This window comes from Maritimibacter sp. UBA3975, assembly GCF_002384975.1.
In the GTDB taxonomy this organism is placed as follows: Bacteria; Pseudomonadota; Alphaproteobacteria; order Rhodobacterales; family Rhodobacteraceae; genus Maritimibacter.
In genome coordinates this window covers 38,207-55,470 of sequence record NZ_DGCP01000004.1, presented here as the reverse complement: position 1 = coordinate 55,470, position 17,264 = coordinate 38,207, and the positions used below count along the sequence as shown (strand labels likewise).

Sequence of the window (17,264 nt, the reverse complement as noted above, 5' to 3'; positions counted from 1 at the left end):
CAAAATACCTCGGAGGGGGCGGCGCGCGCCTCGCGCGCCGGGGGAGGCAGCGCCTCCCCCCGCCGCGTCGGCCTGCGCGCAAGCGCAGGACGGCGCAAATCCTGTGCGCGCTCCAGCGCGCGCCTTTTGAGAATCCCTACCGCGGAAACCGCAGGGTGACGGTCAGGCCCGGGTCCGCGTCGCCGAGGTCGAGCGTGGCGCGGTGGCTGTCGGCGATGGCGGCGACGAGGGCGAGGCCGAGGCCGTTGCCCGCCGTCGTGCGCGACCGTTCGAGGCGGTAGAGGCGGCGCAGCACCTTGTCGCGCTCGCCTTCGGGAATCCCCGGCCCGCTGTCGGCCACGATCAGCGCACCGTCCGGTGTCACCGCCACGCGGATGTCGCCGCCCGGCGGGGTGTGACGCAGGGCGTTCTCGATAAGGTTGGCGAGCGCCTGACCGATCAGGTCCGGGTCCCCTGTCACGTCCACGGGCGCGTCCGGCACCTCGACGACGAAGCTGTCGCCCCGGTCCTCCGCCGACGGCTCGTAGAGTTCGGCGATGCGCGTCGCGATGGCGGCGAGGTCGACGGGACGGAGACGTTCGCGGGACGTGCCGCCCTCGATCTGGGCGATTTGCAGGAGCGCGCGGAACACCGACACGGCGCGGTCGGCCTCCTCGGCTGCCGCGCCGGCCAGGTCGCGGGTTTCGCCCTCGGGCAGCCGCGCTTCGAGATCCTGCAAGGTCACGCCGATCCGCTGGAGCGGTGTGCGCAGGTCGTGCGCGATGTCGGTCGTCACCTGCCGCAGCGTCTCGGTCGCGGCCTGCTGTTTCTCGGCCATCCGGTTCACCCGCGCGCCGATGCGCGACAGGTCGTCCCCCTCCCCCGTTTCACCGGACCGGGCAGCGAGGTCGCCGCCGGCGATGCGCTCCAGCACCGCCTCGATCCGCTCCACCCGGCGCGCTGACGCGCGGGCGATCAGGGCACCGATGCCCAGCGCGATCAGCACCGTGGGCAGGGTCGAGATCACGAGGAGGACGAAGAAGGTGTCGCCAAGCCGCGCCACCGGCTCGAGGCTCTTGGCCACGATCAGCACCCCGCCCGAGAGGCGGCGCACATCGTCCAGATAGCCCTCGTCCGACAGCCGCCGCTCCGCGCTCATCGCGGTGAAGCCAACGTCGCGCCCCTCCACCACGGCGCGGGCATTGCCGGTGATGCGCCCGTCGTTGCCGATGAAGACGAAAACCGTATCGGTCGGGTCCGTCACCCGCGCCCGTGCCGCGACAAGGGTGCGCAAAGCCCCGGGCGAGGCGGAGATGTCGAGGCTCGCCATATCGCGCGCGAGATCGGCGTTGAGTTCGTCGAGCGTATTGGCCCTGAGCGTGAGCCAGGCCACGCCCAGCGAGGCGAGGTTCACCAGCGCCACGACCGTGACCAGCAGCACCGCCTGGCGCACGGGCGCGGAGCGGACGAGCCGGGCGCGGCGACGCTCAGTCATCTATGCGATATCCGGCGCCGCGCACGGTGCGGATCAGCTCGCGCGCGAAGGGCTTGTCCACCTTGGCGCGCAGGCGGCTGATATGCGTCTCGACCACGTTGGTACCGGGGTCGAAATGGATGTCCCAGACGTTTTCCAGCAGCATGGTCCGGGTCTGCACCCGCCCCTTGCGCCGCATGAGGTGCTCCAGCAGCGCGAATTCGCGCGGCAGGAGGTCGATCTTCTGCCCGCCCCGCGTCACCTCGCGCCGCATCAGGTCCATCTCGAGGTCGCCCACGCGCAGCACGCTTTCTTCGGCGGCCATCGGCGGGCGGCGGGTGAGCGCGCTCACGCGGGCCGAGAGTTCGCCGAAGGCGAAGGGTTTGACGAGGTAGTCGTCGGCCCCGGCACGCAGCCCTTCGATCCGGTCATCGACACCGCCCACCGAGGTCAGAAAGATCGCAGGGGTCACCACACGCGCCGCGCGCAGCGCCTTGACCAGCGACAGCCCGTCAAGTTCCGGCAGCATCCGGTCCACGACCAGCACGTCATAGCTCCCGGACATCGCCTGACCCAGCGCGGCCCGTCCGTCGGGCAGGCAATCGACGGAATGCCCCTCCTCGGTGAACCCGCGGGTGATGAAATCGGCTGTGGTGGTGTCGTCTTCGACTACGAGTATTTTCATGGGTCGCTGCTGGTTACTGATCCTTAACATAATAATCCGTCACGGGTCTTGCAGGTTCCTGAGGTCGCGAGAAGTCCCTCTCACGGCGGCGTGACGAAGATTACGCGTTTGCAATGTTGTCGTCGGGCATCTGCAATACCCGGTGTCCATCTTGGCCTCATCCGCAGCACACCAGTCTGCACGAGGAAAGGACACTTTATGGCTGACAAGACTTTCATCGGTCGCATCGCCCCGGCACTCGCCGTCACCGCGCTCGTCGCGGGGGGTGGCATGACCGCGATCAACTCCGTGACCCACCCGGCCTTCGCCGCCACCCCTGTCGAGGGTGGTTACGTCGACCTGGTCAAGCAGGTGGCGCCCGCCGTCGTGACCATCGAGGTCACCAAGCGTACGAGCGCACAGCCGGCCAATTCGGACATGTTCGAAGGCACCCCGCTTGAGGAATTCGCCGAACGCTTCGGCTTCGAGATGCCGGAAGGCCAGCGCCCCGGTCAGCAGGGCAGGCAGATGCCCGAACGCGAGGCACGCGGGGCCGGCACCGGCTTCATCATCTCCGAGGACGGGCGCATCGTGACCAACGCCCATGTCGTGCGCAATGCCGACGAGGTCAACGTGACCCTGGACGACGGGCGCGAGATGGTCGCCGAAGTGGTCGGTGTCGACGAGGCGACCGACGTGGCGCTTCTCAAGGTCGACGGCACGGACCTGCCCGCCCTGAGCTTCGGCGCGTCCGAAGGCATCCAGGTCGGCGAGAACGTGATCGCGATGGGCAACCCCTTCGGTCTCGGCAATACCGTGACCACGGGCATCGTTTCGGCCATTGGCCGTGACCTGCGCGCGGGGCCGTTCGACAACTTCATCCAGACCGACGCGGCGATCAACCGGGGCAACTCGGGCGGTCCGCTGGTCAACGCCTCGGGCGAGGTGATCGGGATGAACACCGCCATCATCTCTCCCACCGGTGGCTCCATCGGCCTCGGCTTTGCCGTGCCGTCGGACATGGTGAGGCAGATCGTGGACGACCTGTCGGATGACGGCGAGGTGAGCCGCGGCTGGCTTGGCGTTCAGATCGCACCGGTGAGCGAGGACGTCGTCTCGGCGCTCGGTCTCGAGGATGCCAACGGCACGCTGATCGACGGCGTCATGGACGGCACGCCGGCCGAGAAGGCCGGGCTGCGCAAGGGCGATATCGTCATCGCCGTGAACGGCACCGCCATCGACGGTCCGCGCGACCTGACCCGCGCCATCGCCGGCGACGCGCCGGGGGCGGATGTGGAACTGAAGGTTCTGCGCAGAGGCGACGAGCAGACGTTCAACGTCACGCTCGCGGAAAGGAGCGACGAGGAACCGGCTTGATCTCCCTGGTTTCTCGCTCCTGAAGGAGGCCGCCGGGTGTCCCCCCCCGGCGGTCTTTTTCGTTTCAGGGGGTCAGGAGGCGCGGGCAGTCTGGCCGCAGTTCGCGGCGGCGACCGGCGCGATGGAGAGCAGTTCGGAAAGGCCGCAGTTGCCCTCTACCAGATCCTGCAAGGTCACCTGGTCGAGCTCGGTGTAGAAGGCATCGAGCGCCTTTTTCATGTAGCTGTTCAGGCGGCAATTGTCGAAGAGCGGGCAGTTGTTGTTCGCCGCGTCGAAGCATTCCGCGAAGGGCACGTCCGCCTCGAAGTCGCGAAACAGCGCGCCGATGGAGATGGCCCCCGGCGCCCGCGCGAGGCTGAGACCGCCCCCGCGACCGCGCCGCGTCTGGACATATCCGTACTGCTGAAGCTTGTGGATCACCTGGCTGAGGTGATTGCCGGAGGCGTTGCAGGCCTTGGCGATTTCCGAGGAGCGCACCGTCTGCTCTTGATTGACGCCGCAATACATCAGTACGCGCGCGGCAAGATTTGTTCTGAGTGTCAGACGCATGGGTTCCTCCCTGAGATCTGACGTAATGTAACCAATCGGTTCAGCTGGCAAATTGACATAGATCAGATAGAGGTTTTGGCCGGGAGGATAATTCGATGATCGAAGCGACGGTTCACGATGCGCGGCCCTGCACGCTGGGCGAAGGGCCGCTTTGGCACCCGGAACGCAAGCAATTGTTCTGGTTCGATATTATTGGTCAGAAGCTCTTGTCCCGCGAGGATGATGCGCCGCTCGAATGGGCGTTTGACGAGGCTGTCTCGGCCGCCGGGTGGGTCGATATGCATCGGCTTTTTGTGGCATCTGAGACACAGCTATTCACCTTTGACGTCACCTCGGGAGCCCGATCGAAGGTGCTGGACCTCGATGCCGAGGACCCCGTGACCCGGTCGAACGACGGTCGCGCGGACCCGATGGGGGGATTCTGGATCGGGACGATGGGCAAGAATTTCGAATCGGAGGCCGGGGCGATCTATCGGTATTACCGGGGCGAGCTGCGCCGGATCGCCGCCGACATCACCGTGGCGAATTCGATCTGTTTCGCGCCGGACGGCTCGGTCGCCTACTACACCGACACGCCCACGCGGCGCATTCTGCGCGTGGCGCTGGATGCGGACGGCTGGCCCGCAGGCGCGGCGGAGGTATTCGTCGATCTGTCGGGCGACAGGCCCCTGCCCGACGGGTCGGTCGTGGACAGCGAGGGGGCACTGTGGAACGCGCAGTGGAACATGGGGCGCGTGGCGCGATACCTGCCGGACGGATCGTTCGACCGTGCCATCGCCGTGCCCGCGCGGCGGACGTCCTGCCCCGCTTTCGGGGGTGATGACCTGACCACGCTGTTCGTCACGACCGCCCGCACGGGGCTGGACGCCCCCGATGCGGCGCAGGGCGTGCTTTACACCGCGCCCGCCGGGGTGGCCGGGGTGCCGGAGCCGCGCGTCATCCTGTGACGCCCGGCCCAGCCCGCGCTTATTTCGCCAGCTCTTTCGCGTGGAGCCAGTCGGCGTGCTGCGGCGCTTTCTTGGTGCGCGACCATTCCTCGAGCATGTCCCATTTGACCGCGTCGAGCTTGGCGAGCATCGCCTCCTCCTCCGGGTCCGGGCAGGCGAGTTCGACGCGGTGCCCGTTGGGATCGAAGAAGTAGATCGAGTGGAAGATCGAGTGGTCGGTGACCCCCAGAACCTCGACCCCGTTCGCCTCGAGATGGTCCTTGAACGCGATGAGTTCGTCGCGGTCGGCCACCTTGAAGGCGATGTGCTGCACCCAGGCGGGGGTGTTCGGGTCACGCCCCATTTCGGGCTTGGTGGGCAGTTCGAAGAAGGCGAGCACGTTTCCGTTCCCCGCGTCGAGGAACAGGTGCATGTAGGGGTCGGGTTCGTGTGTGGAGGGGACGTGGTCCTCGGCGATGGCGAGCACGAAGTCCATGTTCAGCATCTTGCCGTACCACTCGACCGTTTCCTTGGCATCCTTGCAGCGGTAGGCGACGTGATGGATTTTCTCGATTTTCATGGGGTGTCTCCTCAGCCCTCGGCGGCCAGTGCGATGGCCGCGTTCAAAGTGTCCGTGTCGCCGATCTGGTTGGCGAGGATCAGGACGAGGCGGGCGTTGATCGCGTCGCTCTCTTCCTTCGACTTGCCCTCATGGGCGGCCAGAAGCGTGGCGTAGAAGTCGTCCGGGGCCGTGATGTTCGGGTCGGTGTTCAGGGTGCTCATGCTCTCTCCTCCTCAGGCGCGGGCAGTGGCGATGTTGACGGCGCGGCGCACCGAGGCGGTATCGAACCGCTCCCACCGCGCAGCGACATGCTGGTCGGGGCGGATGAGGTAGACGGCGGCCTTGGCATCACCGAGGTAGCGTTCGGCGAGTTCCGGGTTGCCCTCGGCGCTGAGCGCGAGGCGCGTGACGTCCACCCCGTCTACGTCGAGGCTTTCGGGCGCGTCGGCGTCTATGGTGAGGAGCGTGAAGTGCCCCCCAACCTGGCCGAGCAGCCAGTCGTTGCCCAGCGGCGCATCCACCATCGGCGCGCCCACGCGGGTGCGCTCGGGTCCGCCCGGAAGCTGGTCCGGGCCGTTGAGCGACAGCCCGTCATAGACACAGGGCACCGACAGGCGGCCGGAGTTCACCAGCGGGCGGGCAAAGGCGTGCTTGGCGGCGAGCGTCAGGACGGCATCGCGGAAGGTCTTGGAGATTTCCGTCTTGGGCGTGATGAAGTCGGTGGAGCGGGTCGAGTTCAGGATGTTCTCGTCCGCGCCGTGGACCCGTTCTTCGGAATAGCTGTCGAGCAGCGCGACCGGCGCCTGCCCTTTCAGGACCATCCCGAGTTTCCAGCCGAGGTTGTCGACGTCCTGCATCCCGGAGTTGGCGCCGCGTGCGCCGAAGGGGGAGACCTGGTGCGCGGCGTCGCCGGCGAAGAGCACGGGACCGTGGCGGAATGTTTCCATCCGCTTGCACTGGAAGGTGTAGATCGAGGACCAGACCATTTCGTATTCCACGTCGCCCAGCATGGCGTCGAGGCGGCGGCGGATGTTCTCTTCCTTCATCTCTTCCTTGCGGTCCACGTCCCAGCCGATCTGGAAGTCGATGCGCCAGACATCGTCGGGCTGTTTGTGGAGCAGGGTGGACGCGCCGGAGCCGTGGGTCGGGTCGAACCAGAACCAGCGCTCGGTCGGGAATTCGACGTTCTTCATCCTGATGTCGGCGATGAGGAAGCTGTCCTGAAAGACCTTGCCGGTGAAGTCGAGGCCCAGCATGTCGCGGGTCGGCGAGTTGGCCCCGTCGGCTGCGACGAGCCAGTCGGCCTCGATCTTGTAGGGTCCGTCCGGCGTCATCACGTCGAGCACGACGTGGTCATCCTTGACCTCGATATTGTCGACGCGGTTCTTGCCGCGGATCTCGATCGGCTTGCCCTCGGCCTGAAGCGCGCGGAGGCGGTCGACCATGAAGCGTTCGAAATAGGGCTGCTGGAGGTTGATGAAGGCCGGGTATTTGTGGCCCTCTTCGGGGAGCAGGTTGAACTCGTAGATCTTGCCTTCCTTGTGGAAGACCTTGCCGAGGTTCCACACGACGCCCTTCTCAAGCATCGGTTCGCCGCAGCCGTAGCGGTCGGCGACCTCGAGGCAGCGCTTGGCGAAGCAGATCGCGCGGCTGCCCATGCCGATGCCCTCGTGGTCGTCGAGCACCACCACCGGAATGTCCTGCATCCCGAGGTCGAGCGCGGTCGCCACGCCGATGGGACCGCCGCCCACGACGACGACCGGATGGCGCACCGCCTCGGCCTTGTCCTGATCGGCGTGCTTTTCATAGGGGTAGATCTTGTGCGCCAGCGAATAGCGATCGTCGAACATGGTGCTCCTCCCGAATTGCGCCCGGCCCCGTCGTCCCGTGTGGGCAGGCCCGTCCTTGGCCACTTGAATGGGGCAATATCATTGCAAATGCAACGATAAATCCGCGAGGGGCCTTCAAACCCTTGTGAGATTGGGTGTGGCGGCTGTCAGCGTCGGTCAGTCTGTGCCCTGCGAGGCGCGAATCAAGCCGTCGACGCCCTGCGTCAGCGCGGCCCGGTCGGCGGGGTCCATGCGGCCCATCACCTCCTCCGCCCGCGCCTGAACCCGTGGAAACAGCGCGTGGAAATGGGCGCGGCCCGCATCGGTGCAGGCGTAGTCGCGCAGGCGGCGGTCCTGCGTGGAGCGTTGGCCGGAGATGAGACCCTTCTCCTCCAGCCGGTGCGCGGCCCGGCTGATCTGCACCTTGTCGAGCGAGGAGCGGCGCGACAGCTCCTTGGAGGTGAGCGCCTCCACATCCGCCAGCAGGAACAGCAACCGCCATTCCTCACGCGAGAGGCCACCCTCGCGGCGGTAGACATCCTCGATCTCGCCGGAGAGGGCTGCGGCGGCGACGGCGAGCTGGTAGGGAAAGAAGGTGTCCATGGTCATGAGGGCGGTATTGTCGCTTTGCCGGTTCGTTTCAACTGAAACTAACGGCGCGCGCGCGCCGGCCCCATGATGCACATCAAGGCGACGGGCCGCGCATCCGGGATCGAATCCTTGACATCGTTGCATCTGCAACAATACATCGGGGCAAACGTGTGACAAGCGCCCGCGGGCGCGGAAAGGATACCGATGGCCAAGGCATTCGCATCGCAAGGCGACATGGAAGAGAAGAAGGTGAGCTTCACCGAGGTTGGCGAGGGTCTTTATGCCTTCACCGCCGAGGGCGACCCGAACACCGGCGTCATCATCGGCGACGAGAGCGTGATGATCGTGGAGGCGCAGGCGACCCCGCGTCTCGCGCGCAAGGTGATCGAGTGCGTGCGCTCGGTCACGGACAAGCCGATCAGCCACCTCGTGCTCACCCATTATCACGCCGTGCGCGTGCTCGGCGCGTCCGCCTATGGTGCGCGCGAGATCATCATGACCGACACCACCCGCGCGCAGGTGGTCGAGCGCGGGCAGGAGGACTGGGACAGCGAGTTCGGCCGGTTCCCGCGCCTGTTCCAGGGTCACGAGGAAATCCCCGGCCTGACCTGGCCGACCACGACGTTCAACGACAAGATGACGGTGTATCTGGGCAACCGGAAGGTCGAGATCATGCATCTGGGCCGCGCCCATACGGCGGGCGACGCGGTGATCTATGTCCCCGATCAGAACGTGATGTTCACGGGTGATATCGTCGAATACCACTCCGCCTGCTACTGTGGCGACGGGCATTTGCGCGACTGGCCCGCCACTCTGGATGCGATCCGGTCCTATGACCTCGCTGCCATCGCACCGGGACGCGGCGATGCGCTCGTCGGGTCGAAAATGGTCAACGCGGCGCTCGACAACACCGCCGATTTCGTCTCGTCGACCTACAAGCCGGCGGTGAAAGTGGCGGCGCAGGGCGGCACGCTCAAGGACGCGTGGGACGCGATCCGGGCGGAATGCGACCCCAAGTTCGCCGACTACGCGATCTACGAGCACTGCCTGCCGTTCAACGTGGCCCGCGCTTTTGACGAGGCCCGCGGCATCGACACCCCGCGTGTCTGGACGGCCGAGCGCGACCAGGAGATGTGGAACGCCCTTCAGGGCTGAGGCCCGCGAGAAAGGAGAGACCCATGACGACTCATGATCTACCCAAAGGCATGATCCGCGCGTCCGGGACCACCGGAACGCACGAAGGTTACATGCCCGGTTTCGGCAACGACTTCGAGACCGAGGCCCTGCCGGGCGCGCTGCCGCAGGGGATGAACTCGCCGCAGAAGTGCAACTATGGGCTTTATGGCGAGCAGCTGTCGGGCACCGCGTTCACCGCGCACCCGCCGGAACGGACGTGGACCTATCGCATCCGGCCCAGCGTGAAACATTCGACGCGCTACACGAAGATCGACCTGCCCTATTGGAAATCCGCGCCGAACGTGGACCCGGACGTGGTGAGCCTTGGCCAGTACCGCTGGGACCCGGTCGAGAATGACGGGCAGGACCTGACGTGGCTTACGGGTATGCGCACGATGACCACGGCGGGCGATGTGAACACGCAGGTCGGCATGGCTGCGCATGTCTATCTGGTCACGCAGTCGATGGTGGACGAATACTTCTACTCCGCCGACAGCGAGATGCTCGTCGTCCCGCAGGAGGGCAAGCTGCGCTTTGCGACCGAGCTGGGCGTGATCGACGTGGCGCCGCAGGAGATCGCCATTCTGCCCCGTGGCCTCGTCTACCGCGTCGAGGTGCTGGAGGGGCCGTGCCGTGGCTTCGTGTGCGAAAACTACGGTCAGAAGTTCGAGCTTCCGGCGCGCGGCCCCATCGGGGCCAATGCGCTCGCCAACCCGCGCGACTTCAAGGCGCCGGTGGCGGCCTATGAGGACCGCGAGGTGCCCTCGACGCTCACGATCAAGTGGTGCGGGCAGTTCCACGAGACGAATATCGGCCAGTCACCGCTCGACGTGGTGGCGTGGCACGGCAATTACGCGCCCTACAAGTACGACCTGACCACCTATTGCCCGGTCGGCGCGATCCTGTTCGACCACCCCGACCCGTCGATCTTCACCGTTCTGACCGCGCCATCCGGCGTTCCGGGCACCGCGAATATTGATTTCGTGCTATTCCGCGACCGTTGGATGGTGGCCGAGAACACCTTCCGCCCGCCGTGGTATCACAAGAACATCATGTCCGAGCTGATGGGCAACATCCACGGCCAGTACGACGCGAAACCGCAGGGCTTCGTGCCGGGGGGCATGAGCCTTCACAACATGATGCTGCCGCACGGGCCGGACAAGCAGGCGTTCGAGGGGGCGTCGAATTCGAACCTCGGGCCGACGAAACTCGAAAACACCATGTCCTTCATGTTCGAGACGCGGTTCCCGCAGCACCTGACCCGTTTCGCCGGGCAGGAAGCGCCGTTGCAGGACGATTACATCGACTGCTGGGACGATCTCGAGAAGAAGTTCGACGGCACGCCGGGGCTCAAATGAAGCTCTACACCTACTGGCGGTCCACGACCTCTTACCGGGTGCGGATCGCCCTGAACCTGAAGGGGATCGGTTATGAGCCGGTCCCGGTCAACCTCGTCGCCGGAGAACAGCGGGCGTCGGATTACGCCAAGGTGAACCCCGGTCTCGGGGTGCCTACGCTCGTCACCGACGAGGGCGTGACGCTGACGCAGTCGATGGCCATTCTGGAATGGCTTGAGGAAACGCACCCCGAGCCTGCGCTCCTGCCGGCCGACCCCGCGGAGCGGGCGCATGTGCGTGCCGCCGCGCTCGGGATCGCGACGGATATTCACCCGGTGAACAACCTGCGCGTGGTGGGGCAACTCAAGACGATGGGGCACAGCCCGGACGACACAGTGGACTGGATGAACCACTGGATGAGCGAGGGGTTCGCCGCGTTCCAGAGCCTTATCCGCCCCGACACGCCCTTCGCCTTTGGTGACGCGCCGGGGCTGGCCGACATCTGCCTCGTCCCGCAGCTTTACAACGCACGGCGCTGGGGCACGGACCTGACCCCCTTCACCCGGCTGACCGAGATCGAGGCGGCCTGCCTCGCCCATCCCGCCTTTGACGCGGCGCGCCCCGAGGCGCAGCCGGACGCAACCTGACAAGGACAAACCATGACCAAGCTACTTCGTTCCTGGGTCGAGAGCGCCAACAGCGCCGAGACCCCCTTTCCGCTCAACAACCTGCCCTATGGCGTCTTTTCCACCGGCGGCGGTGCGCCGCGCTGTGGCACGGCCATCGGGGATCAGGTCCTCGACCTCGCCGCGATGGAGGCGGACGGCAAGCTGTCCTTCGACGGCACGCTTCAGACCGGAAGCTGGAACGCTTTCATGGGTTCGGGCAAGGCCAACTGGAGCAAGCTGCGTGAGACGCTGACCGACATGCTGGGCGACGGCGGGGATGAGAGCCTCGCGACCTACCTCGTCCCGCTGGCGGAGGCGGAGCTGCACATGCCCTTCGCCGTGTCGGAATACACCGATTTCTATGCGGGCAAGCACCACGCGTTCAACGTGGGCACCATGTTCCGGGGGCCGGAAAACGCGCTGCCGCCGAACTGGCTGCACATCCCCATTGGCTACAACGGCCGCGCCTCGTCCGTCGTGCTGTCGGGGACCGAGGTGATCCGCCCGAACGGTCAGCTCAAGGGGCCGGATGACGAGATGCCCCGCTTCGGACCGTCGCAACGCTTCGATATCGAGCTTGAGATGGGGGCCGTCGTCGGCACGCCGTCCAACGGGCCGATCAGCGTGGCCGAGGCATTCGAGAACATCTTCGGCTATGTCCTTCTGAACGACTGGTCCGCGCGGGATATCCAGGCCTGGGAATACATGCCGCTGGGGCCGTTTCAGGCCAAGGCGACGGCCACGACGATCAGCCCGTGGATCGTGACCGCCGCAGCGCTGGAACCCTTCCGCACCTCGACGCCCGAGCGCGAGAAGCCGCTTCTGGATTATCTGACGGAGCCGGGGCCGATGCTTTACGACATCGACCTGTCGGTGACGATCCGGCCCGAAGGCGGGGCCGAGACGGTGCTGACGAACACGAACCTCAACGTCATGTACTACTCCGCCGCGCAGCAGTTGGCCCACCACACCACCTCGGGCTGCCCGATGCGGGTGGGCGACCTTCTGGGCTCCGGCACGATTTCCGGCCCGACCAAGGAAAGCCGCGGGTCGCTGCTCGAACTGAGCTGGGGCGGGAAGGAGCCGATCACGCTGGAGGGCGGAGAGACGCGCAAGTTCATCGAGGACGGCGATACGCTCACGCTCAAGGGTGCGGCCAGGGGGGCCGGGTTCCAGGTTGGCTTCGGCGACTGCGTGGGGCAGATTAAGCCGGCCCGCCCGCTGTAACCTGCCCACAGGAGCCTCATGGACGACTTCGCGGCTCTCGCCTACGAACACGCGCCCATCGGCGTGATCTTTACCGAGGATCGGGTCATCCGCTGGGCCAATCCGCGGTTCGCGGAAATGTTCGAGACGAGCGTTGCGGAGGCCGTGGGGCAATCCCTCTCCGCCTTCTACCCGTCGATGACGGAGTTCGAGCGGATGGGTCATTCCGGGCCGGAAAAGATGGCCGGGACGGGCCGCTACTCGGACGAGCGGATCATGAAGCGGCGGGGCGGCTCGCTGTTCTGGAGCCGGGTGCGGGGTCAGGCGCTCGACCTCGCCGACCCGTTCGCGCGGTGTGTCTGGACGTTCTCGGACCTCGCCGACCTGCGCCCCACCGGGCAGCTTTCGCCGCGGGAGATGCAGGTGGCGCGGTTCCTGGCCGAGGGGCTGTCGTCCAAGGAGATCGCGCGCGAGATCGACATTTCGCACCGCACGGTGGAGACCCACAAGCTCAACCTGTTCCGCAAGATGGGGGCGAAAAACGCCACAGACCTTGTCGCCCGACTGGCGGGGATGCCCTGACGCGCCGTTTCAGGAGCCGGAGAAGAGGTCCGCGAAGTCGGCGCGCAGTTTCTGTTTCTGAACCTTGCCCATCGTGTTGCGCGGCAATTCCGGCAGGAGGCGCAGGGCCTTGGGCTGCTTGAACTTCGCGAGTTGCGCGGCGGCGGCGGTCTGAACGGCCTCCATGTCAGGGCCATCCCCGTCCGCGACCAGCACGCCCACGACCGCCTCGCCGAAATCCGGGTGCGGCACGCCGATCACCGCGCTTTCCAGCACGCCGGGCATGTCGTCGAGCACCATCTCGATCTCTTTCGGATAGACGTTGAGGCCGCCGGTGATGATGAGATCCTTCTGCCGCCCGACGATCTGGATATAGCCGTCCGGGTCCATCTGGCCCAGATCGCCGGTGATGAAGAACCCGTCGTCGCGCAGTTCCTCGGCGGTTTTTTCGGGCATGTTCCAGTAGCCCTGAAAGACGTTCGGGCCGCGCACCTCGATGATCCCCACTTCGCCCTGCGGGAGCGTCGCGCTGCTTTCCGGATCGGTGATCTTGAGCTCCACGTCCGGGAGCGGGAAGCCCACCGTGCCTGCCCGACGCTCGCCGTCGTAGGGGTTCGAGGTGTTCATGTTGGTCTCGGTCATCCCGTAGCGTTCCAGGATGCGGTGGCCGGTGCGCTCTTCGAACGCCACATGGGTTTCAGCCAGAAGCGGTGCGGAGCCGGAGATGAAGACCCGCATGTTGGCCACATGGTCGCGCCCGAAGGCGGGATCGCCCAGCAGACGGGTGTAGAAGGTCGGCACGCCCATCATCGAGGTGGACTGCGGCAGCAGGCGCAGCGCCTCGGCGGTGTCGAAGGCGGGCAGGAAGATCATCGAGGCCCCGGCGGCGAGGATCACGTTGGTCGCGACGAACAGCCCGTGGGTGTGGAAGATCGGCAGCATGTGGAGCAGCACGTCGTCCGGGCCGAAACGCCAGAGGTCCACGAGCGTCTCGGCATTGGAAATCAGGTTCGTCTGGCTGAGCATCGCGCCCTTCGAACGCCCGGTCGTGCCGGAGGTATAGAGCAGCGCGGCGAGGTCGTCGGCCTTGCGGGCCACGGGCGCGAAGGTATCCGGCTGCGCCTCCCACGCCGTGCGGAAGCTGCCCTGCCCGGTCTTGTCGAGTGTCATGACCTGCGCGCCGTTCGCCCCGACGATGCGCGACACTTCGGCCTGTGCCGCCGGGTCGCAGATCACCGCGCCCGCCTTTGCGTCGTTGATGAAATACTCCAGTTCCGCCGCCGTATAGGCGGTGTTGAGCGGCAGGAGCACGACGCCGGACATGACGCAGGCGGCATAGATCGCCAGTGCCTCGGGCGACTTGGCGACCTGCACCGCCACCCGGTCGCCGGGTTCGAGGCCCGCCTCGGCCAGCGCGCCCGCCTGCCGTGCCGCGAGCGCGTGGAAGGCCGCGCCGGACAGGGTGCTGCCGTCGGCCAGCGTGAGGAAGGTGCGGTCCTGATCCTTCAGCCCGGCGAGCATCCGGTCGTAGAGCGGGTTGGTCATGGCGGTCTCCTCTCACGGCAATTCGGCGGCAGTTGATCACGCCCCCGCGCGATTGCCAATCGCCGCGCGCCCCGGTTACTGTGGTCGGACGTTTCGCGGGAGGGTCCGGCGTGTACAGTCGCATTCGCATGCGCCATATCCGGTGCTTTCTCGCCGTTGCCCGCGCAGGGTCCGTGACCCATGCCGCGCGTCAGCTCAACTCCTCGCAACCCGCCGTGTCGCGCACGCTGGCCGAGATCGAGGAGATCATCGGAAACCCCCTGTTCGACCGCACAGGGCGCGGGGTCGCGCTGACCGATGCAGGGGCACGGCTGGTGCGCCATTTCGACATCGCGCTCACCCAGATCGAAACCGGCGCGGCGGCGGCCCAGACCGGGGAGGCGGGCGCGAAGGTCGCCTTGGGCGTGCTGCCAAACGTGACACGCACGGTATCTGTCGATGCGGTCGCGACATTCAAGGAGAGCGCGCCGGAGATCGGCGTGGAGGTTCACTGGGCCGATGTCTCGGAGCTGATCGCGCGACTTGCGCGTGGGGAGCTGGATTTCATCCTTGGACGGCTCCTGTCGCTCGAACACCTGCAAGGCGTCACGTTCGAGCATCTTTATGCCGAGGACATCATTTTCGTCACACGCCCCGACCACCCCTTCGCCTCGGTCGAGGGGCCGCTCACCGTGCAGGACTTCGAGGCCGAGCAGATGATCGTCCCGCTGGCCGGGACCATCATCCGGCGGGAGATGGACAAGTTCCTCGCCGCCCGGGGCATCAGCGCCTATCCACGGCAGATCGAGACCGTGTCGTTCGAGTTCACGCGGTCCTACCTCGCGCAGCACCGCTCGGTCGGCGTGGTTCCACGCGGCGCTTTGCGGCGCGAGCTTGCGTTGGGGCAACTGGTCGATCTTGGCATCCGGGGGGAGGAGCTCGTGTCCTCGGTCGGGCTGACCTTTTTCCGGGACCGGGCCCTGTCGCCCGAGGCGGCGCTGCTGGCCGATCACGTTCGCGCCGCGTCGCAGCAATTCACCTGATATATCAGATCAGGTATATTTTCGCGCCACGTTCTATTACGTCGCGCGCCAGAATTGCGGTACAACCTTACTCTACAAGGCCGGAATCGCAGGAACAGGGAAGATAGGCAGAATGGGTGAACCGAGAAATATCCTATTCATCATGTTCGATCAGCTGCGCTGGGACTACCTGAGCTGCTACGGGCACCCGCATTTGCACACGCCCAATCTCGACCGGCTTGCCGCCAAGGGCGTGCGCTTCGACCGGGCGATCATCCAGTCGCCGCTGTGCGGGCCGAGCCGGATGTCGACCTATACGGGACGGTATGTTCACAGCCACGGCGCAAGCTGGAACAACACGCCGCTCAAGGTGGGCGAGCTGACGATGGGCGACCATCTGCGCGACCTCGGGATGGGCTGCTACCTGATCGGCAAGACGCACATGGCCGCCGATGCCGAGGGGATGCGCCGGCTCGGGCTGGAGCCTGACAGCGTGATCGGGGCGCGGGTGTCGGAGTGCGGATTCGACGTCTACGAACGCGACGACGGGATGCGGCCGGAGGGGCCGGACGGGCTGTATGACGAGGGCGGCGCGCGCCAGTACAACGAGTACCTGCGCGCCAAGGGCTATGACAGCGACAACCCGTGGCACGACTATGCCAACTCCGCCCGCGACGACGAGGGCAACGTGCTGTCGGGCTGGTTCCTCGAAAACTCGGACCTGCCCGCGAACATCGCGGAAGACGACAGCGAGACGCCCTATCTGACCCGCCGGGGCATCGAGTTCATCGAGGCGCAGGGGGACAAGCCGTGGTGCTGTCACCTGTCCTATATCAAGCCGCACTGGCCCTATATCGTGCCGGAACCCTATGCGAGCATGTACGGCCCCGAGCACTTCATCGACCCCGTGCGCAGCGAGGCCGAGCGCGACACCGATCACCCGGTCTTCAAGGGGTTCCAGAACTCGCCGGTCGGCAAAGCGTTCTCGCGCGATGACGTGCGTGAGAAGGTGCTGCGGGCCTACATGGGCCTGATCAAGCAATGCGACGACCAGATGGGCGTGCTGTTCGATTACCTCGAAAAATCGGGGCGGATGGAGGACACGATGATCGTCGTGACCTCGGACCACGGCGATTTTATGGGCGATCACTGGATGGGGGAGAAGACCTTTTTCCACGACGCGAGCGTGAAGGTGCCGATGATCGTCTACGACCCCGCGTCCGAGGCGGACGCGACGCGCGGCACGTCGACTGACGCGCTGGTGGAGTGCATCGACCTGTTGCCGACCTTCGTGGACGTCGCGGGCGGGGATGCGCGTGCGCTCGATCACGTTCTGGAGGGGCAGTCGCTCCTGCCGATGCTGCGGGGCGGCGCCGCGCCCGAGCGCGACTATGTCATCTGCGAATACGATTTCTCGTCCAGCCCGCTGTGCGACCGGCTGGACATCGACCCGAAGGACGGGCGGATGTTCATGGTCGCCGACAAGGCCTGGAAGATGGTGCATTTCGAAAGCGGCCATCGCCCGATGCTGTTTAACCTCAAGGACGATCCGGGCGAGATCAACGATCTGGGCGCGGGCAATGCCCATGCGGAGATCATCGACCAGATGTACGACCGCCTGTTCGACTGGGCGTCGCGCCCCGCTGCCCGCACCACCATCACCAACGACACCATTCGCGCCGCCCGCACCAAGGGCGCCGCGCAGAAGGGCGTGCTCATCGGCGTGGTCACGGAGGATGACATGCCCGAGGAGTTCACGGCCAAGTACCGGAACCGGAAGGTTCCCGACATGCGAAACCCGCAATTCCGCCGGGCCTGA

At 66.1% G+C, this 17,264-nt stretch carries 17 protein-coding genes; 9 read left to right on the top strand and 8 right to left on the bottom strand.

The annotated features are described in order from the left end of the window. Positions 1 to 136: 136 nt before the first annotated feature. The gene (locus B2585_RS03840; RefSeq protein ID WP_292020183.1) at positions 137 to 1,474 is read right to left on the bottom strand and encodes a sensor histidine kinase; all 1,338 of its coding nucleotides are present in this window, start codon (positions 1,472 to 1,474) and stop codon (positions 137 to 139) included. Then, entirely contained in the window at positions 1,467 to 2,138 is a 672-nt protein-coding gene (locus B2585_RS03835; protein WP_292020181.1) for a response regulator transcription factor, read from the bottom strand. Before B2585_RS03835 ends, B2585_RS03840 begins: the two co-directional genes overlap by 8 nt. Before the next feature lie 198 nt (positions 2,139 to 2,336). Here B2585_RS03835 and B2585_RS03830 point away from each other — a divergent pair, with 198 nt between their 5' ends. After that, positions 2,337 to 3,494 (top strand): S1C family serine protease, encoded by a 1,158-nt coding sequence (locus B2585_RS03830; protein WP_292020179.1) that lies wholly within the window; start codon positions 2,337 to 2,339, stop codon positions 3,492 to 3,494. 72 nt (positions 3,495 to 3,566) lie between these two features. On the opposite strand, the gene B2585_RS03825 is transcribed toward B2585_RS03830, so the two are convergent. Beyond that, the gene (locus B2585_RS03825; RefSeq protein WP_292020178.1) at positions 3,567 to 4,043 is read right to left on the bottom strand and encodes an RrF2 family transcriptional regulator; all 477 of its coding nucleotides are present in this window, start codon (positions 4,041 to 4,043) and stop codon (positions 3,567 to 3,569) included. Positions 4,044 to 4,138: 95 nt separating this feature from the next. On the opposite strand from B2585_RS03825, the gene B2585_RS03820 reads away from it, so the two are divergent. Beyond that, positions 4,139 to 4,990, top strand: coding sequence for an SMP-30/gluconolactonase/LRE family protein (locus tag B2585_RS03820; protein ID WP_292020176.1), 852 nt, complete (start codon positions 4,139 to 4,141; stop codon positions 4,988 to 4,990). Between the two features lie 19 nt (positions 4,991 to 5,009). Here B2585_RS03820 and B2585_RS03815 read toward each other — a convergent pair whose 3' ends face one another. From B2585_RS03815 to B2585_RS03800, 4 genes are all read right to left on the bottom strand, one after another. Then, positions 5,010 to 5,549 (bottom strand): VOC family protein, encoded by a 540-nt coding sequence (locus B2585_RS03815; RefSeq protein ID WP_292020174.1) that lies wholly within the window; start codon positions 5,547 to 5,549, stop codon positions 5,010 to 5,012. An 11-nt stretch (positions 5,550 to 5,560) separates the two neighbouring features. Then, positions 5,561 to 5,752 (bottom strand): DUF2783 domain-containing protein, encoded by a 192-nt coding sequence (locus B2585_RS03810; RefSeq protein WP_292020172.1) that lies wholly within the window; start codon positions 5,750 to 5,752, stop codon positions 5,561 to 5,563. A gap of 12 nt (positions 5,753 to 5,764) precedes the next feature. Then, a complete protein-coding gene (locus tag B2585_RS03805) occupies positions 5,765 to 7,381 on the bottom strand; it encodes an FAD-dependent oxidoreductase (RefSeq protein ID WP_292020170.1) in 1,617 nt (538 codons plus the stop codon). 156 nt (positions 7,382 to 7,537) lie between these two features. Further along, entirely contained in the window at positions 7,538 to 7,969 is a 432-nt protein-coding gene (locus tag B2585_RS03800; protein WP_292020169.1) for a MarR family winged helix-turn-helix transcriptional regulator, read from the bottom strand. Positions 7,970 to 8,155: 186 nt separating this feature from the next. Here B2585_RS03800 and B2585_RS03795 point away from each other — a divergent pair, with 186 nt between their 5' ends. From B2585_RS03795 to B2585_RS03775, 5 genes are read left to right on the top strand one after another with little or no spacing between them, the layout of a single operon-like run. Further along, on the top strand, positions 8,156 to 9,106 hold the full coding sequence (locus tag B2585_RS03795; protein ID WP_292020167.1) for an MBL fold metallo-hydrolase: 951 nt from the start codon (positions 8,156 to 8,158) through the stop codon (positions 9,104 to 9,106). A 23-nt stretch (positions 9,107 to 9,129) separates the two neighbouring features. Then, complete coding sequence (hmgA, locus tag B2585_RS03790) at positions 9,130 to 10,485, top strand: homogentisate 1,2-dioxygenase (protein ID WP_414674033.1); 1,356 nt, start codon at positions 9,130 to 9,132, stop codon at positions 10,483 to 10,485. Then, on the top strand, positions 10,482 to 11,111 hold the full coding sequence (gene maiA / locus B2585_RS03785) for a maleylacetoacetate isomerase (protein WP_292020165.1): 630 nt from the start codon (positions 10,482 to 10,484) through the stop codon (positions 11,109 to 11,111). Before hmgA ends, maiA begins: the two co-directional genes overlap by 4 nt. A 12-nt stretch (positions 11,112 to 11,123) precedes the next feature. Continuing rightward, positions 11,124 to 12,359 (top strand): fumarylacetoacetase, encoded by a 1,236-nt coding sequence (fahA, locus tag B2585_RS03780; protein WP_292020163.1) that lies wholly within the window; start codon positions 11,124 to 11,126, stop codon positions 12,357 to 12,359. An 18-nt stretch (positions 12,360 to 12,377) separates the two neighbouring features. Continuing rightward, positions 12,378 to 12,920, top strand: a complete 543-nt coding sequence (locus B2585_RS03775; protein WP_292020161.1) for a helix-turn-helix transcriptional regulator — start codon at positions 12,378 to 12,380, stop codon at positions 12,918 to 12,920. A 9-nt stretch (positions 12,921 to 12,929) separates the two neighbouring features. On the opposite strand, the gene B2585_RS03770 is transcribed toward B2585_RS03775, so the two are convergent. Then, positions 12,930 to 14,444 (bottom strand): malonate--CoA ligase, encoded by a 1,515-nt coding sequence (locus B2585_RS03770; RefSeq protein ID WP_292020159.1) that lies wholly within the window; start codon positions 14,442 to 14,444, stop codon positions 12,930 to 12,932. Between the two features lie 110 nt (positions 14,445 to 14,554). Between B2585_RS03770 and B2585_RS03765 the strand changes: the two genes are divergently transcribed. Next, positions 14,555 to 15,466 (top strand): LysR substrate-binding domain-containing protein, encoded by a 912-nt coding sequence (locus tag B2585_RS03765; RefSeq protein WP_292020158.1) that lies wholly within the window; start codon positions 14,555 to 14,557, stop codon positions 15,464 to 15,466. Positions 15,467 to 15,578: 112 nt separating this feature from the next. Further along, entirely contained in the window at positions 15,579 to 17,264 is a 1,686-nt protein-coding gene (locus B2585_RS03760) for a sulfatase-like hydrolase/transferase (RefSeq protein ID WP_292020156.1), read from the top strand.

Coding starts and splice junctions, on each gene's coding strand:
- fahA (WP_292020163.1), top strand. CDS start 11,124: ATGACCAAGCTACTTCGTTCCTGGGTCGAGAGCGCCAACAGCGCCGAG.
- B2585_RS03810 (WP_292020172.1), bottom strand. CDS start 5,752: ATGAGCACCCTGAACACCGACCCGAACATCACGGCCCCGGACGACTTC.
- B2585_RS03815 (WP_292020174.1), bottom strand. CDS start 5,549: ATGAAAATCGAGAAAATCCATCACGTCGCCTACCGCTGCAAGGATGCC.
- B2585_RS03770 (WP_292020159.1), bottom strand. CDS start 14,444: ATGACCAACCCGCTCTACGACCGGATGCTCGCCGGGCTGAAGGATCAG.
- B2585_RS03840 (WP_292020183.1), bottom strand. CDS start 1,474: ATGACTGAGCGTCGCCGCGCCCGGCTCGTCCGCTCCGCGCCCGTGCGC.
- B2585_RS03775 (WP_292020161.1), top strand. CDS start 12,378: ATGGACGACTTCGCGGCTCTCGCCTACGAACACGCGCCCATCGGCGTG.
- B2585_RS03760 (WP_292020156.1), top strand. CDS start 15,579: ATGGGTGAACCGAGAAATATCCTATTCATCATGTTCGATCAGCTGCGC.
- B2585_RS03795 (WP_292020167.1), top strand. CDS start 8,156: ATGGCCAAGGCATTCGCATCGCAAGGCGACATGGAAGAGAAGAAGGTG.
- hmgA (WP_414674033.1), top strand. CDS start 9,130: ATGACGACTCATGATCTACCCAAAGGCATGATCCGCGCGTCCGGGACC.
- B2585_RS03830 (WP_292020179.1), top strand. CDS start 2,337: ATGGCTGACAAGACTTTCATCGGTCGCATCGCCCCGGCACTCGCCGTC.
- B2585_RS03805 (WP_292020170.1), bottom strand. CDS start 7,381: ATGTTCGACGATCGCTATTCGCTGGCGCACAAGATCTACCCCTATGAA.
- B2585_RS03825 (WP_292020178.1), bottom strand. CDS start 4,043: ATGCGTCTGACACTCAGAACAAATCTTGCCGCGCGCGTACTGATGTAT.
- B2585_RS03820 (WP_292020176.1), top strand. CDS start 4,139: ATGATCGAAGCGACGGTTCACGATGCGCGGCCCTGCACGCTGGGCGAA.
- B2585_RS03835 (WP_292020181.1), bottom strand. CDS start 2,138: ATGAAAATACTCGTAGTCGAAGACGACACCACCACAGCCGATTTCATC.
- maiA (WP_292020165.1), top strand. CDS start 10,482: ATGAAGCTCTACACCTACTGGCGGTCCACGACCTCTTACCGGGTGCGG.
- B2585_RS03800 (WP_292020169.1), bottom strand. CDS start 7,969: ATGACCATGGACACCTTCTTTCCCTACCAGCTCGCCGTCGCCGCCGCA.